Here is a 14,304-nt window from a genome sequence, read left to right on the forward strand (position 1 = left end):
CCGTCGTCGTGCGGTAGGACGGGCCCATGGCTCACGACGAACGACTGGTCGCGCGCGTCCTCGCCGACGCGCGTGACCTCGTGCGCGGGGAGATCGCCGAGCTGGTCGCGCGTCGTCGGGCGACCGGTTACGGGCCGCTGTACGACCTCGTCGCGGACTACCCGCTCCGGGAGGGCAAGGGCCTGCGTCCCGCCATCTGCCTGAGCGCGGCCATCGCCGCGGGGGGCCGCACCGAGCAGGCGCTGGGCTCGGCGACGGCGCTGGAGCTCCTGCACAACGGGTTCCTGGTGCACGACGACATCGAGGACGCCTCCACGTTCCGCCGCGGCCGCGCGACCCTCTTCGCGGACCGGGGAGTCCCCGTGGCGATCAACGTGGGCGATGCGACGAACATCCTGTCGGTCGGCGTGCTGCTGGAGAACGTGTCGACCGTCGGTGTCCGCAAGGCGCTGCTGGTGCTGCGGGAGTTCGAGCGGATGGCCCGCGAGTCGGTGGAGGGTCAGGCGATCGAGCTCGACTGGATCGCGGCCGGCACGTTCGACCTGCAGGACCGCGACTACGTGCGCATGGTCTACAAGAAGACCTGCTGGTACACGGTGATCGCGCCGCTGCGCATCGGGGTCATCTGCGGCAGCCCGCCGGGGGAGGGCCGGCCCACCGAGGAGGAGCTCCTGGCGCTCGTCGCCCTCGGGTTCCACGCCGGGGTCGCGTTCCAGATCACGGACGACGTGCTCAACCTCGTGGCCGACGAGGGCGCCTACGGCAAGGAGTCCGCGGGCGACCTCTGGGAGGGCAAGCGGACGGTCATGCTCCTGCACTTCCTGCGGACGGCCCCCACCCCGGACCGCGAGCGCGCGCTGCGCCTGCTGACCGTCCCACGGCCGGACAAGGACGCCGACGAGGTGGCGTGGCTCGCGGCCGCGATGGAGCGCGACGGGTCGATCGACCACGGGCGTGCCCTCGCGCAGCGGTACTCGCGCAAGGCACTCGAGCTCGAGTCCCGCGTGCTCGGCCCCTCCCGCGACGACGACTCGGCGGACTATCGTCACTTTCTGCGCGAGATGCTGCACTACGTGATCGACCGGACGCTGTAGCTGGGGGAGTCGATGACGGAGCCACCGCACGGAGCCGGCGACGCACTGAGCGAGATCCTGCGCCTGCAGACCGAGTTCCAGGGTCGGATGGTCGACGAGACGCTCCGGTATCTGCGGCGGGTGCAGGGGATGTTCGAGCCGCACAGCCCCGGCACGGTGCTGCGGCCGGACGCCCCCGACGCGCTGGCGGTGACGGTGCCGCTGGGCGGCCGTGCCTCGGTCGCGCTGGACGTCGAGAACCGGCAGCGGGTGCACACGGCCCTCGCGGCGGTGCTCACCCCGCTCGTCGGCGACGACGGCACGACGTGGTTCGTCGACGCCGACGCGCGACCGGCCTTCCGGCTCCTCGCCCCGGCCGAGCAGGCGCGTGTCACGGTCCGCCTCCGGGTCCCGGGGGACGTGCCACCCGGGCTCTACCGCGGACTGGTGACGCTGCGGGGACTGCACCCGGCGGGAGTCCCCCTCGAGGTCACCGTGACGGAGGTCGTCGCATGACGGCGCGCGCCCAGGTCCGGCTGGTCGACGAGCCCGACCGGGCGGGCCGGACGACGGCGGCGCTCGTCGCCTCGCTCTCCGGCCGGCTGGCGGCGCTCTCGCTGGTCTCCGGGGCCGACGTCGTCGGAGCGCTGGCGGCCGGGGTGGCGGCGCTCGGGCGGCAGGCGGCGGAGACGACCGAGGGCCGCAGGCTCCGGGACGGGCTGGCGCACGGCCGCCCGGCGACGAACGCGGCGCTGCTCTGGAAGCAGCTCGGCATCGAGCGGTGGCTGTCCACCATGCCGCCCAGCCGGGTCCTCGACCAGCTGCGCAACGACGCCGCCCTGCTCCTGGTGGACGATCTCGCCGAGACGTTCGAGCTGCCGCCGCTGGTCGCGGAGCCCACGGGGGCGGACCGGCCGGCCGACCCCGCACGCATCGACCCGCTGGACCTGATGGTGGGGATGTGGGTGCTGGCCACGGACACGGTCGACCTCGTGCAGGCGCTCGCGGACAGCTCCGGCCCGCCGACGGCCACCGTGGTGCCCGGTCGCCCCGCACCCGCGCGGGTCGACGGCGGCGTCCTGCGCTGACCGTGCGCGACCACCTGCGGCGGCCGCCGGCGGACGACCCTGCGCGAGGCGCGTACAAGGAGTGGCTGCACGTCAACGCGTTCGACCACGCGACCGGGGTGATCGCGCTGGTCAACGTCTCGGTGCACGGCGACCCCACCGCGCCGGCGTCCCGCGCGGTGGGCGCGGCGCTGGTGCACGAGCCCGGGGTCGGTTGGGCGGGGAACGCGGAGGTGGTGTCGGCCGGCGCGGTCGAGGCGGGGGTGCTCGCCCTGGCGACCGCGGGCGTCGCGGTCGCGGTCGATCCGTCGGGCACCCGGGTGGCCGCGCGTGCGCGCCTGCCACGGGACGGGGTCGACCTCACGCTCGAGGGGGTGCCGGTCGGCCCTGAGCTCAGCGTCGAGTCCACGATGCCGTTCGGCTCCGGGTACCTCGGCTGGGCCGTCTACCCCAGGATGCGCGTCGACGGCACCCTCGACCTGCCCGGTCGCACGGTCACGCTGGACGGCGCCGGCGGCTACGCGGACCACAACTGGGGTCGGTGGTGGTGGGGCGACGACGCGGGCTGGGACTGGGCCTGCTGGCACGCCCCCGACGGGCTGCTGGTGGTGTTCTCGCGCATGACGAACCGCGCGCACACGCGCTCCGGGCAGGTGCTGCTCACCGTGGAGGTCGGCGGTCGGGTGGTCCGGTTCGTCGACGACCAGGTGCTGGTGGAGACGCACGGGCGGAGGTGGCCGTCGCGACGCCTGCCCGGCGCGCTCGCCGCGCTGCACACCGACCGTGCGGCCGAGCGGCTGCCGGCGCGCGTCGCGGTGCACGCGAACAACGGCTTCGACGGGCTGGACCTCGAGTTCGAGGTGCGGGACGTGGCGCAGCTGGTGATGGCGGAGCCCGCGCAGCCCGGCTTCGCCTTCCTGCACGAGCTCGTCGGGGAGTTCCGTTGCGTCGGGCTGATCGCCGGGACACGCGTGGACTCCGTGGGGCTGGGGGTGGTCGAGCGTGCCGGATAGGGGGCTCGCGGCCTTCGTGGCGGCACTCGTGGCGGGGCTGGATGCCGGGGAGCCCGGCGCGGGCGCGCGGGTGCGGCGGCTCGCCGGTGCGCGCGAGGCGCGGATCGGGCTGGACGACGAGGCGGTGGACGTGAGGTTCGACGACGCGGGCCTCCTGCGCGTGACGTCGGCCGCCGGCCCCGGACCGGCCTGCTGGGGTCGCACGGACCGGGGGACCGTGGTCGACCTGCTCGAGGCGCGGCTCGAGGTGCGGGACGCCGTGCTGAGCGGCCGGATCGAGGTCGTCGGCACCGTGGACGAGGTGGCGGCGATCTTCGCGCTGGTCGAGGTGCTGATCGCGTCCTCCGTGCGGCTGCCGACGCTGCAGGCGCTCGCGGACGAGCTCCTCGCGGGCGCCCCGATGGCGCCGCCGACGGCCACGCGGGTGGCCTGGTACCCGGCCGAGACCGGTCCCGACGAGATCGTGCTGCTGGGCGAGCTGGACCTGCTGGCCGACGAACTGGGCGGCGTTGCTGGTTGACGCCCGACTTTGTCCGGGTCGATCCTGCTTGGTGACGACATCCCGCACGGCAACCTGGGGGTAGCCATGGGCTCGGACGTCCACCTCGACGGGCATCTCGGCTCGATCGGACCCGTCTCGATGAACCCCGTCGTCGTCGACCACATCGGCGCCATCGGTCCCGTCACCGTCGCCGGCATCCCGAACGAGTTCGGCATCACGATCCACGAGCCGATCCCCAAGATCCAGATGGGCATCGACCCGGTCACGCTCAACCCCCTGAACGCGACCATCACCCTCAACCCCGTCACGCTCAACCCGGTGAACCTCAACCTCGCCGTGACCGAGCTCCCCGAGACGCGCGCCCACCTGCCCGCCGACTTCACGGTCGGACTGAGCCTGCTCGGGATGGACCTGCTGAGCATCCGGCTCTGCGGCGAGGCGCAGATGATCTCCGAGGCGTACAAGGCCGGACCCTGCGAGCGCTGCGGGTACACCGACCGCGACGACGACCTCGACCCGAAGGACGGCTGACACCGTGGCCCGTGCCACCCGCGCACCCGCGGGCGACGTCCGGGTCGCGCGGCTGGTCGGTCCGCCCGGCGCGGTGGTCGGGGTGGTCGACGTGCCCCCGGACCAGCGCACCTCGATCGTGCTGGTGCCGCCGGAGTCGAAGAAGCCGGACGAGGTCCTGTCGACCGCGCGCGTGCTCACGGCCCCCGCCGGTCCGGCCCGGACCGAGGTCCGGCTGCTGCTGGCCGACGACGCTCCCGCGGGGGAGCGGGCGGCGCAGCTGCTCTGGGACGGCGGGGCGATCGACGTGCGGATCGAGGTGCTCGGGATCCAGGCGGCCGAGGTCCGGCCGCTCGTCGTCCCGGTCTCCGGGTCGGCGGGCGCGATCGTGCCCGTGTCGGTGCACGCGGTGAACCGGGGGAACGTCCCGGTCGAGATCAGCAAGGTCGCGGTGCTGGCGTTCGAGGAGCGCGAGACGCTCGAGCACGCGATCGCGGCCGGGCTGAGCGGGAAGGCCCGGGGTCTGGACCGGTGGGCGGTGGTCGCCGACACGGTGGCCGCCCGTCAGTCCGAGGCCGCCCGGGTGGTCGTCACGGACGGCGCAGGGATCCTCGCGCCGGGCGCCGACACGCTCGTGGCGGCCGAGGTGCACGTCCCGGCCGGCCTCCCGCCCGCCGAGCACGCGGGGACCTGGGTGGTGGCCGGGGTACGCGTACGGGTCGAGGTCCAGGTCACCGCCCCGGTGCCCACCCCGCGGAAGCGCAGCACCCGAGCGAAGGAGCCGTCGTGAGCACTCAGCAGACCATGACCGACCAGACGACGGCCGCCCTCGACGCGGTGGTCGGGGCGGGCCTGAAGCTCGGCCGGTCGATGCTGGACGCGATGCGGTCGTCCACCCCCGTGTCGGACGTCGTCGCGGCGGCGGGCAAGGTCGACACGAGCGGCCTGCGCCTGCCGCAGGTGTCGCTGGGCACGCAGCCCTGCGGCTGCGCGATCCCGGACGCGTGCTTCCTGCCCGAGAAGCTCCCCACCGTCACCGCGCACGGCTGCCCGGGCGCCACGATGACGCTGCGGCTCGTCGTGACCAACGAGTGGCCTGCCAGCCGGTTCGTCGCCGTCCGGGTGACCGGTCCCGATGCCGGCGCCGTGACGGTCACCCCCGTGCAGCAGCAGATCGGGCCGTACGAGACCTCGACGTTCACCGCCACCGTGCACCTCCCCGACGACGGCTCCGAGTCGCTCTCGGCCCTGCTCTGGGTGCGCGGCTGCCGCGACCACGTCGTGCGGTGGGAGGTGTCGTCGTCCGACGGTGGCTGCGCCTGCGTCCACGAGGTCGCGGTCCTGGACGAGCCCGACACGGTGCACCACTGGTACGACCACTTCTATAAGGAGCCCTGCTGCCGCCCGCAGCCGCGGCAGGGCCGGGTCCCGGTCGTCCATGGCTGAGCCGCCCCCCACCGCCGGCGCGGACGACCTGGTCCGCCGGATCGTCGACGCGAACGTGGCGTACTACAAGGCCTGGGGGAGCCTGGTCACCGACTGGCTCGCCGAGGTCTCCGCGGTGGCCAAGGAGGCGCCCCGCGTGGTGTCCCTCCAGACCCCCGGCCGCCCGGCGACCCACAGCCATGCCGACGCGCCCGCCCCGCACCAGCACCACGCCGAGGACGCGCCGGCGCCCGCGGCCGCGCTGCTGGTGCTGGAGGGGCCGGCGGGCGCGCAGGCAGCCGGGGCGTTCGAGGTCGAGAACGTGCTGGACGCCGGGGCGGCGGGCGTCGTCGTCGTCGACCCGTTCCGCGACCCGTCCGGCCAACCGGTCGACGTCGAGGTGACGGTCACGCCCTCGACCCTCGACCTGGCCGCCAAGGAGTCCGTCGTCGTCTCGTTGCGCGCCACCGTGCCGGACACCGTCGTGGCCGGCGTCGACCATCGCAGCACCGTGCGCGTGGAGGGGATCCCCGCCGGCACGATCGCCGTCGTGCTGCGGCGCACCGACGCATGAGCGAGACCGCCAGCGGGGTGCTCGCGGCGTCGATGTGGTCGTGGGCCGCGCTCGTCTCCGACCCGGTCCGCGCGACCCGTCAGGCGGCCCGCGCACGCGGCGAGGCGCTGGTCGTGGACGCCGCACCGCCGACCCCGGGCGGGGGACCGCTGCTCAGCAGGACGCAGCGAGGGCCTCGGCTCCTGGACGCGCCGACCAAGAACGACGGGCTGGTCGAGGAGTTCGACCGGCTGGCCGAGGCGTACGACTTCTACGTGCGCCCCTTCTCGGTCCCGCTCTTCTCCGAGGCCCTCGACATGCTCGCGCCCCTGCTCACGCGTGACGCCCGGGTGCTCGACGCGGGGTGCGGGCCCGGACGGGAGCTGCGGGCGGTCGCGCGCCGGGTCCCGGACGGCGAGGTCGTGGGGGTCGACCTGGCTGCCGGGATGGTCGTCGGTGCGCACCGGGCGGCCTGGGCCGCGGGCCTCGACAACACGGCGTTCGTGCAGTCCGACGTCGGTGACCTGCCGCGGGACCTCGACGGTGCGTTCGACCTCGTCTACAACTGCCTCGCGCACCACCACTACCCGGACCCGGCGGCCGCGGCGGCGGGGATCCGGCGGTGCCTGCGGCCGGGTGGCCACTACGCGATCATCGACCCCGGCCCGGAGTGGTTCGTCCGCCTGGCGTCGGCGCTCTCCCTGGCCGGCGACCCGGGGTGGATCGGCTTCCACACGCCCGAGCAGTTCCGCGTGCTCCTCGAGGGCGCCGGGTTCGTCGACGTGCGCTGGTACGACCTGCTCCCCGGGTTCGGGATCGCCCTGGCGCGCGTCCCGGACTGACGCCGGTCACCGGCGGCCCCGCACTCACCGCGCCCCTACACTCGGGCGCGTGCCCGGACCCGCCGCCCCTCCCGACCTGCGCGCCCGAGCGCGGCAGAGCGGCAGCACGGTCGCGCGTCGCGTCCTCGACCAGCCGTTGCGGCGCATCGGCCTCGGTGGCGCGATCGTGCTCCTCGCGGCCACGGCGGCGTTCGGGGGCCTGCAGGAGCAGACGCAGGACGGCCCCGAGGCGCTCACGGTCGACGCCCCCGTGGAGGTCGCGCCGTTCGAGCTGACGGTGCACCGCGTCGTGTGGACCACCGACCTGCCGGGGCAGTACCTGTCCGAGGACGGCAACCGCTGGATCGGCGTCGTCGCGACGGTCCGCAACACGAGCGACGCGGGCTTGCTGGGCGGCACGCTGCGGGATGCGCTCACGCTCACCGACGTCGACGGCCTGGTGAAGGAGCACAACCCGATCGTCCCGGGGGTGACGTCCACGTCGATCGCGCTGCTCGAGGACGGCTCGTCACTGAGCCCCGTGCAGCCCGGCCTGACGTACGAGGCCGCGTTCCTCTTCGAGCAGGACGGCTCCGTCGCACCCCCCACCAGCGCGACCGTCCTGGTGCAGCGGCACACCTGGCGCAGCAGCAGCCTCGATCCGACGGCGGCCTGGTGGGACCCGACGACGACCCTGCGCGGCGAGCTCGACGTGCGCGAGGCCGTGTCCGACGCGGACGAGGAGGTCGACGAGTGACCGTGCCCGAACCGGCCGCACGTCGTCCCCGGGGGCAGACGCTCGGCGCCGGTGCGGCCGTCCTCGCCGCCCTCGCCGTGGGACACGTCGTCGTCACCGCCTTCCCGGTCGACGAGCGCGTGCAGGCGTCGTTCGTCCGGCCCGCGGTCGTCGGTGAGCCCGTCGAGCTCCGGTATGCACGCCTGACGGCGGGCGAGCCCGCGGGCTCGACGGTCCTCGACAACGACGACGGGACGCTGCTCGCGACGCCCGGCGTGTGGCTCACCGTGCCCCTGACGATCGAGGTCGTCGGCCGGCCGCGCGCGCTGAGCTTCGCGGAGCTGCTCGGCGGCGACGGTCGCACGTACACGGTGTTCACGGGCGGACGTTCGTGGTTCCTTCCCGGCACCGCACAGCCGGGGGTCCCTCGCTACGCGACGGTGCGCGTCGAGCTCCCGCCCGAGGCCGTGGCGGGGGCGCACCTGCGCATCGGGTCGGAGCAGAAGGACCAGCGCCGCGACGACGTCGCCGACATCGACCTGGGCCTCACGCAGGCCGACGCGGACGCGTGGGCGTCGGACGACACGCCCGTCGTCGCCGGCGCGTGGTCCGACGAGCCCCCGGAGCAGCCGTGAGCACGACGACCGACTCCCCGCCGACCTCCCGGTCCTGGTGGCGACGCAACCGCTGGGCCCTGGTCGCGCTGCCCGTCGCGCTGGCGCTCGCGCTCGTCGCGGCGGGCGACCGGGTCCGCACCCTGTGGTGGGAGCAGGACCTGCGCCGCCCGACCACCGTCGAGGCGGGCGAGACCGCTCAGTTCCACCAACGGGTCTACGACGGCGCCGGCGGCACCCTGCCCGTCGATGTCGAGGTACGACTCGACGGCGTGGGCGAGGCGACGACCCTGCCCGAGGACATGGAGCTGCCCGCCGGCACTCGCGCGGTCCAGGTCGACCTGACCCTGAGCGCCGACCCCGACGTCGTGCTCACCGGCTGCTCGCTCGCCGTGCGGGACGCGGCCGGGACACGGTACGGCTACGTGGCGAGCGGCTGGGGTGCGCTGCAGTCCGCGACGCCGTGCGTCCCGGAGGACGCGCCGGGCCCGTGGCCGCCGCTGGGCGACCTGGAGGACGCTCTGAGCGACCCGGACGACCTGCCGCGACCTGCCACCTGGTCGGTGTCGCCGGTGGTCGTCGTCCCTGACGGCGTGGAGATCGCCGACGTCGCCCTCTGGTGGCAGATGCCTCACTACGTGCTCCTCGAGGTCCCGAGCTAGACCTCCGACGCCTCGACCGGATCGGGTGCCCGCGCCGAGACCGCCGCCTGGCCCGCGAGGATCCGGTCCACGCCTGCCGCGAGGAGCGCCATCGTCACCGTCAGGCCGACGGCCGTCGCGACCGACGACACCATCGGAGCGAACGCGAGCCAGGTGTCGACGTCCTGCGGGCCGCTGATCGCCCGGAAGAGCAGCAGGATGCCCTCCTCGATCCGCGTCGCGACCAGGAACGCCAGCGCGAACACGAGCATCGGGCCCAGCCCCGCGATCGCGAGCCGTCGCAGCCCGTCGACGAGCGCGGTGAACCGCCCACGCACGTCGCCGACGACGGGCGCTGCGGCCTCGGTGGTCCAGCGACGCACCGGCGCCGGCACCCGCTGCCACGCGGCCAGCCGCACGCGCGGCTCGGGCTTGGGCGGCGCCGCGAGCTTGTGCCCGTAGACGACCGCGCCGACGGTGAGCCACGCCAGCGGGATGACCACGAGGTCGTCGAGGTTGCCCAGCACGCCGGCGACCGCGTTCACGGCTGCGTCGACCGGTCCGGCCACCGGGCCGAGCGCGTCGAGGACCGTGAGCCACCACTCGAGCACGATCGCCACGGCGCGCCGGGACTCGATCCACGTCCACAGGTCGTCGAGCAGCTGGGTGGCGAACGCCGCGACCGCGAGCAGCCAGAACGCCTCGATGTAGGCGCCCGCGAACGCGAGCGCGCGCCGGTGGCTGCGCCCCTCCCACCGGCCGAGCAACCAGCGCAGCACGACGGCCACGACCACCACGGCGACGAGCCCCCACCCGGTCGCGAGGTCGACGAACGACCCGTCGGGGCCGTCCCCGCCGGTGAACGAGACGCTCTCCATGAACTCCCGGTACGCGGCCGTGTTGAGGAACCGGGCGCGGTCCTCGGCGAGCAGCCCGTAGGACGCGTACAGCGCGAGGAACGGCACGAACACCGACGCCAGCACGTCGACCAGGCCGCGCTCGTGCCCGGACGCAGGGTCGTCGGGCGCGCGGGTACGGCCGATGGCGGCGAGCGTGGGCAGGTCGCGGCGCAGGACGTGCAGCATCGCGACGATGCCCGCGACCATGCTCAGCGGTGCGAGCACGAGCACCGCCCAGCCGAGCGTGTTGTTCACGGTCGCCGCGTTCACGGCGGCCCAGCCGGCGGCGTGCCGCCCGGCGACGGCGAGCAGTGCGATCACGAGCAGCAGCGGCCACGTGCGCGCCCACAGCCGGACGCCCTGCGCCACGACCGCACCGAGGTCGCTCAGCCACGCACGCAGTCCGGCACGCGGTGCGGGGGCAGGGGTCGGCGCGTCGGTCACGCCGGACATCATGACGTGCCGGGCGGGTGGGCGCCTTCACGTCCAGCGATGTCCCCCGACCCGTCCGCAGCCGCCAGGTCGCGCACCAGGTGCTGCCCGGCCTCGACGGACAGCTCCCGGAGCCGGATCGCGAGGGGCGACAGGGTGCCCCGCGACACCACCTGCACCACCCGGTCCGGGACCGCGGGCTCGAGTCGGTGGAACGACAGCGCGTCGTCGTGGCGCTGCCCCCAGACCGAGAGCACCGGCATGACGGCCGCGCCGAGACCCGCCCGGACCATCGAGGTGATGCCCTGGTTGTCCACGGTCCGGAAGACGATGTCGGGCGCGACCGCTGCCCGGGCGAGGGCCGCCTCGACCACCGCCTGGTCGCAGATGGGCGGCAGTGCCACCATCGCGCGGCCGTGGAGGTCGGCCAGGGGGACGGGTCCGGGCGGGAAGGCGCCGCGTCGGGCCACCACGACGTGCTCGTCCCGGAACACCTCGACGTGGTCGGCGTCGTCCGGGCCGGGGACGTCGAGGAACGCGAGGTCGAGCAGGTCGATCGGCGGCTCGTCGGTCTCGTCCTCGAACAGCCGGATGTCCGCGTCCGGGTGCTCGACCCGGAGCCGGTCCACCACCATCGGGAGCAGCACGTTGGTGACCGTCTGGAAGGTGCCGACGTCGACCCGGCCGGCACCGGCGTGGAAACGGTCGATCGCGTCCCGGGCGGCCACGTCGGCCGCGAGCAGGGTCCTCGCCTGGGTGAGGACCAGGCGGCCGAGCGGGGTGATCCGCGGTCGACGGGCTCCTCCCGGACGGTCGAAGACGGCGCCACCGACCCGTCGTTCCAGTGCCGCGACCTGCTGGCTCAGCGTCGACTGCGTGTAGCCCAGCTCGGCGGCGGCAGCCCCGAACGTGCCCGTGCGGGCCACGGCGTTGAGGGCGGCGAGAAGGCGGAGCTCCAGCATGGCCCCAGTATCGCCCTCTGCGATCATCATCATCAGGAACAATCGCTTTTCGCGCTGGCGAGGTCGTCCTAGCGTCGCTCTCATGAACCCCGAGACGATGATCCAGCTCGGCGACGTGGAGCTCTGCGTCCAGACCGCCGGCGACCGCGGCGACCCCGCGATCCTCCTCATCCACGGTGCAGCCGCGTCGATGGTCGGGTGGGAGGAGGAGCTGTGCGAACGGCTCGCCGCCGGCGGCCGGTTCGTCGTCCGTTACGACCAGCGCGACACCGGACGGTCGACGGTCTCCCGCGGTGGGCACCCGGCGTACGACATGAGGGACCTGGCCGACGACGCCCTCGGGATCGTCGACGCGCTCGGCCTCGACACCGTCCACGTGGTGGGTCGCTCGATGTCGGGCGGGACGGCACTCATCCTGGCCGTCGACCATCCCGACCGCGTCGCGAGCGTGACGTTCATGTCCACGACGACAGGTGATGCCGGCCTGCCCGGCCCGACCTCCGCCTTCCGGGACGCCGTCGCGGCGCCCGCCCCCCCGCTCGACGACCACGACGCGTGGGTCGACCATACCGTCGCGGTGATCCGGGCGTACCACGGGGAGTCGATCCTGGTCGACGAGGCGCACCTGCGCCGGCTCGTCGAGCTGGAGCTGGCGCGCTCCACGGACCCGAGCGCCGCGAACAACCACTTCGCGATCGACACGCCGGGTCCGGTGAACGGCGGGTTCGGGGACGTCGGTGTGCCCGCGCTCGTCGTCCACGGCGAGCTGGACCCGGTCTTCCCGCTGCCCCACGCATACGCGCTGACGGAGGCGATTCCGGGGGCGAGGCTGGTCGTGCTCGAGGGTGCCGGTCACGAGCTGCCACCGGCCCGGTGGGACGAGTTCACGGCGGCGCTGCTGGAGCACACGGCACCCGGGACACCGCGATGAGGTCCGCGGTGTGGCTACCGCTGTTCGACGAGCTGGCCGACCCGCGGGTCGTCGCCGATCTCGCCGTCGAGGCCGAGGCCGCGGGGTGGGACGGGTTCTTCGTGTGGGACCAGCTCGACTGGCGGGCGCCGGTGACGGCGGTGGCCGACCCGTGGGTCTGCCTCGCCGCCGCGGCCGCGGTGACGAACCGCCTCGCGCTCGGCCCCATGGTGAGCCCCCTGGCGCGGCGTCGGCCCACCAAGGTCGCGCGCGAGACCGTGTCGCTCGACCGGCTCAGCGACGGGCGCCTCGTCCTCGGCGTCGGGGTCGGCAGCGACTCCTTCGCCCGCGAGTACTCGCGCACCGGCGAGCCCGTGGAGGACCGGACCCGCGCGGAGATGCTCGACGAGTCGCTCGAGATCCTGCGCTCGGCGTGGAGCGGTGGGGTCGTGCGCCACCACGGGAAGCACCACCTCGTCGACGGCATGACCTTCGCGCCCACGCCGGTGCGCGGTCACATCCCGGTCTGGGTCGCCGCGTTCCCCGGGAACCTGCGCCCGCTGCGGCGCGCGGCCCGGCACGACGGCGTCTTCCCGGTCAACCTCACGTCCCCGGACCAGCTGGCAGAGGCGGTGGCGCGGGTGGGTGCTCTGCGGGCCGACCCGGAGCTGCCCTACGACGTCGCGATCGACCTCACCCCCGGGACCGATCCCGCTCCCTGGGTCGCCGCAGGCGCGACGTGGGTCCTCACCGACGTCGACCCCGCGACGCTGCGCCTCGACCCGGTGCGGCGCATGGTGCGGGAGGGACCGGCATCCTGACGATCAGCCGTCGCCGAACGTCTCCGCGGACACCGTCGCGTACGAGCGCCGGACCACCTCCTCGAGGACACCCAGGTCCACGGTGTCCAGGTCCTTGATGTAGACGCAGCTCACGCCCACGGTGTGCGGCCCGAGCGTTGCGAGCAGGTCGGAGTGCGCATCGACCCCGTCCGGGAGGTAGACCGTGGTGGCTGCCTTGCGCGGGGAGAAGCCGGCGGCGCCCGCGTCACCCTCGCGTCCGCTCGCGTACCGGTAGTGGTACGACCCGAAGCCGACGAGCGTCGGCCCCCACATCCGCGGTGGCTCGCCCGTGATGCGGCTCATCAGGGCGATCAGGCGCTCCGCGTCCCGACGGCGGACGGGGTGCTCCACGGCCGCGACGAACGCGTCGACGTCGGCGTCGGTCGGGGTGGTCTTGTTCGGTGTGTTCGCCATCGCGCCAGTATCCAACCGCGTCAGGCGATGAGCGCCTGCGTGATCCCGTGCCGCCCGATCTCCGCGAGGTGCGGGTGGTCCACGGGGTGCATCTGCAGGACGACCGCCATGTGCAGCGCCCATGCCTGGGCCCGCCGCCAGGTCGCGTCGTCGTAGGCCAGGCGCGCCCGGAACGCCGCGCGGCCCTCCGCGTCGAACGTGAGCCACGCGGTCGACAGGTCGGACGCGGGGTCGCCTGAGGTGATGTCCCCGAAGTCGATGACCGCCCGCAGCCGGCCGTCGCGCACGAGCAGGTTGGCCGGGTGCGGGTCGCCGTGCAGCCACAGCGCCGGTCCGTCCCAGACGGGCGCGGCGGCCAGGTCGCGCCACCGCTCGAGGATCCGGTCCGCGTCGGCGAGCGCGAGCTGCTCGAGCCGCTCACGCAGCGGTTGCTCGCGCGGGCCGATCGGGACGCCGCGGAAGGGGTTCACCGGTGCGTCGTCGGCGGCGGGCCGGTGCAGCGCGGCGAACACCGCTGCCAGCCGCGGCGCCCATGCCGACCGACCGGGCACCGGTGTGCGGTGCGCCGCCACGGCGTCGAACCAGGGCACGACGCTCCACGCCCACGGGTAGGTGGCCGACGGCATCCCTACGCGGACCGGCACCGGCACGTCGACCGGCAGCCGGGGCGCCAGGACGGGCAACCAGCGCTGCTCGTGGACGACGAGGGGCGCCGAGATCTCCCGCACGGGGAACCGGGCGGCGACGTGCTCGCCGATCCGCCAGAGCGCGTTGTCCCAGCCCGTGCCCGCCCAGGTCAGCGGCAGGTCGGCGAGGTCGGGGTGCTGCTCGCGCAGGAGGGAGCGGGCGAGGTCCTCGGTGACCTCGATCTCGAGGAGGGGATGGACCAC

At 74.5% G+C, this 14,304-nt stretch carries 19 protein-coding genes; 15 read left to right on the forward strand and 4 right to left on the reverse strand.

Features of this window, described 5'->3' with window-relative positions; translation table 11 throughout:
- The first annotated feature begins 26 nt into the window (after window positions 1–26).
- The 13 genes from ASD18_RS11350 to ASD18_RS11410 all read left to right on the forward strand — a co-directional run bounded on the left by ASD18_RS11350 (window position 27) and on the right by ASD18_RS11410 (window position 8,976).
- Window positions 27–1,094 (forward strand): polyprenyl synthetase family protein, encoded by a 1,068-nt coding sequence (locus tag ASD18_RS11350; RefSeq protein ID WP_056090740.1) that lies wholly within the window; start codon window positions 27–29, stop codon window positions 1,092–1,094.
- A 12-nt stretch (window positions 1,095–1,106) separates the two neighbouring features.
- On the forward strand, window positions 1,107–1,589 hold the full coding sequence (locus tag ASD18_RS11355; RefSeq protein WP_056090742.1) for a hypothetical protein: 483 nt from the start codon (window positions 1,107–1,109) through the stop codon (window positions 1,587–1,589).
- Window positions 1,586–2,161 carry a hypothetical protein gene (locus ASD18_RS11360; protein WP_056090743.1) on the forward strand — a complete coding sequence of 192 codons (576 nt, stop codon included), beginning with the start codon at window positions 1,586–1,588 and terminating at the stop codon, window positions 2,159–2,161. The genes ASD18_RS11355 and ASD18_RS11360 overlap by 4 nt, the downstream gene beginning before the upstream one ends.
- 2 nt (window positions 2,162–2,163) lie before the next feature.
- Window positions 2,164–3,153, forward strand: a complete 990-nt coding sequence (locus ASD18_RS21055; RefSeq protein ID WP_056090745.1) for a hypothetical protein — start codon at window positions 2,164–2,166, stop codon at window positions 3,151–3,153.
- A complete protein-coding gene (locus tag ASD18_RS11370; protein ID WP_156387941.1) occupies window positions 3,143–3,673 on the forward strand; it encodes a hypothetical protein in 531 nt (176 codons plus the stop codon). The genes ASD18_RS21055 and ASD18_RS11370 overlap by 11 nt, the downstream gene beginning before the upstream one ends.
- A 66-nt stretch (window positions 3,674–3,739) precedes the next feature.
- Complete coding sequence (locus ASD18_RS11375) at window positions 3,740–4,186, forward strand: hypothetical protein (protein WP_056090752.1); 447 nt, start codon at window positions 3,740–3,742, stop codon at window positions 4,184–4,186.
- 4 nt (window positions 4,187–4,190) lie between these two features.
- Window positions 4,191–4,955: a hypothetical protein gene (locus ASD18_RS11380; RefSeq protein ID WP_056090755.1), complete on the forward strand. Its 765-nt coding sequence runs from the start codon at window positions 4,191–4,193 to the stop codon at window positions 4,953–4,955.
- Window positions 4,952–5,611 carry a hypothetical protein gene (locus tag ASD18_RS11385; protein ID WP_056090758.1) on the forward strand — a complete coding sequence of 220 codons (660 nt, stop codon included), beginning with the start codon at window positions 4,952–4,954 and terminating at the stop codon, window positions 5,609–5,611. The genes ASD18_RS11380 and ASD18_RS11385 overlap by 4 nt, the downstream gene beginning before the upstream one ends.
- Window positions 5,604–6,164: a hypothetical protein gene (locus tag ASD18_RS11390; protein WP_056090762.1), complete on the forward strand. Its 561-nt coding sequence runs from the start codon at window positions 5,604–5,606 to the stop codon at window positions 6,162–6,164. Before ASD18_RS11385 ends, ASD18_RS11390 begins: the two co-directional genes overlap by 8 nt.
- On the forward strand, window positions 6,161–6,985 hold the full coding sequence (locus ASD18_RS11395) for a class I SAM-dependent methyltransferase (RefSeq protein WP_056090764.1): 825 nt from the start codon (window positions 6,161–6,163) through the stop codon (window positions 6,983–6,985). The genes ASD18_RS11390 and ASD18_RS11395 overlap by 4 nt, the downstream gene beginning before the upstream one ends.
- 49 nt (window positions 6,986–7,034) lie before the next feature.
- A complete protein-coding gene (locus tag ASD18_RS11400) occupies window positions 7,035–7,721 on the forward strand; it encodes a hypothetical protein (RefSeq protein WP_156387942.1) in 687 nt (228 codons plus the stop codon).
- Window positions 7,718–8,335, forward strand: coding sequence for a hypothetical protein (locus ASD18_RS11405; protein WP_056090770.1), 618 nt, complete (start codon window positions 7,718–7,720; stop codon window positions 8,333–8,335). The genes ASD18_RS11400 and ASD18_RS11405 overlap by 4 nt, the downstream gene beginning before the upstream one ends.
- Window positions 8,332–8,976 (forward strand): hypothetical protein, encoded by a 645-nt coding sequence (locus tag ASD18_RS11410; RefSeq protein ID WP_056090773.1) that lies wholly within the window; start codon window positions 8,332–8,334, stop codon window positions 8,974–8,976. Before ASD18_RS11405 ends, ASD18_RS11410 begins: the two co-directional genes overlap by 4 nt.
- Here ASD18_RS11410 and ASD18_RS11415 read toward each other — a convergent pair.
- Both ASD18_RS11415 and ASD18_RS11420 read right to left on the reverse strand, forming a co-directional pair.
- Window positions 8,973–10,298 carry a hypothetical protein gene (locus tag ASD18_RS11415; protein ID WP_156387943.1) on the reverse strand — a complete coding sequence of 442 codons (1,326 nt, stop codon included), beginning with the start codon at window positions 10,296–10,298 and terminating at the stop codon, window positions 8,973–8,975. The genes ASD18_RS11410 and ASD18_RS11415 overlap by 4 nt on opposite strands.
- Before the next feature lie 8 nt (window positions 10,299–10,306).
- Window positions 10,307–11,248 (reverse strand): LysR family transcriptional regulator, encoded by a 942-nt coding sequence (locus ASD18_RS11420; protein ID WP_200938527.1) that lies wholly within the window; start codon window positions 11,246–11,248, stop codon window positions 10,307–10,309.
- Between the two features lie 82 nt (window positions 11,249–11,330).
- Between ASD18_RS11420 and ASD18_RS11425 the strand changes: the two genes are divergently transcribed.
- Complete coding sequence (locus ASD18_RS11425; protein WP_056090779.1) at window positions 11,331–12,179, forward strand: alpha/beta fold hydrolase; 849 nt, start codon at window positions 11,331–11,333, stop codon at window positions 12,177–12,179.
- The gene (locus tag ASD18_RS11430) at window positions 12,176–12,979 is read left to right on the forward strand and encodes an LLM class flavin-dependent oxidoreductase (protein WP_056090784.1); all 804 of its coding nucleotides are present in this window, start codon (window positions 12,176–12,178) and stop codon (window positions 12,977–12,979) included. Before ASD18_RS11425 ends, ASD18_RS11430 begins: the two co-directional genes overlap by 4 nt.
- A 3-nt stretch (window positions 12,980–12,982) precedes the next feature.
- On the opposite strand, the gene ASD18_RS11435 is transcribed toward ASD18_RS11430, so the two are convergent.
- Entirely contained in the window at window positions 12,983–13,414 is a 432-nt protein-coding gene (locus tag ASD18_RS11435; protein WP_056090787.1) for a DUF1801 domain-containing protein, read from the reverse strand.
- Between the two features lie 20 nt (window positions 13,415–13,434).
- On the reverse strand, window positions 13,435–14,304 hold the full coding sequence (locus ASD18_RS11440) for an aminoglycoside phosphotransferase family protein (RefSeq protein ID WP_056090791.1): 870 nt from the start codon (window positions 14,302–14,304) through the stop codon (window positions 13,435–13,437).

Source organism: Cellulomonas sp. Root137, from assembly GCF_001426725.1.
GTDB lineage: Bacteria > Actinomycetota > Actinomycetes > Actinomycetales > Cellulomonadaceae > Cellulomonas.

Bases quoted from the DNA above. Each gene is read 5' to 3' on its own strand.
- ASD18_RS11430 (WP_056090784.1), top strand. From the start codon at position 12,176: ATGAGGTCCGCGGTGTGGCTACCGCTGTTCGACGAGCTGGCCGACCCG.
- ASD18_RS11355 (WP_056090742.1), top strand. From the start codon at position 1,107: ATGACGGAGCCACCGCACGGAGCCGGCGACGCACTGAGCGAGATCCTG.
- ASD18_RS11425 (WP_056090779.1), top strand. From the start codon at position 11,331: ATGAACCCCGAGACGATGATCCAGCTCGGCGACGTGGAGCTCTGCGTC.
- ASD18_RS11435 (WP_056090787.1), bottom strand. From the start codon at position 13,414: ATGGCGAACACACCGAACAAGACCACCCCGACCGACGCCGACGTCGAC.
- ASD18_RS11360 (WP_056090743.1), top strand. From the start codon at position 1,586: ATGACGGCGCGCGCCCAGGTCCGGCTGGTCGACGAGCCCGACCGGGCG.
- ASD18_RS11420 (WP_200938527.1), bottom strand. From the start codon at position 11,248: ATGCTGGAGCTCCGCCTTCTCGCCGCCCTCAACGCCGTGGCCCGCACG.
- ASD18_RS11350 (WP_056090740.1), top strand. From the start codon at position 27: ATGGCTCACGACGAACGACTGGTCGCGCGCGTCCTCGCCGACGCGCGT.
- ASD18_RS11390 (WP_056090762.1), top strand. From the start codon at position 5,604: ATGGCTGAGCCGCCCCCCACCGCCGGCGCGGACGACCTGGTCCGCCGG.
- ASD18_RS11395 (WP_056090764.1), top strand. From the start codon at position 6,161: ATGAGCGAGACCGCCAGCGGGGTGCTCGCGGCGTCGATGTGGTCGTGG.
- ASD18_RS11375 (WP_056090752.1), top strand. From the start codon at position 3,740: ATGGGCTCGGACGTCCACCTCGACGGGCATCTCGGCTCGATCGGACCC.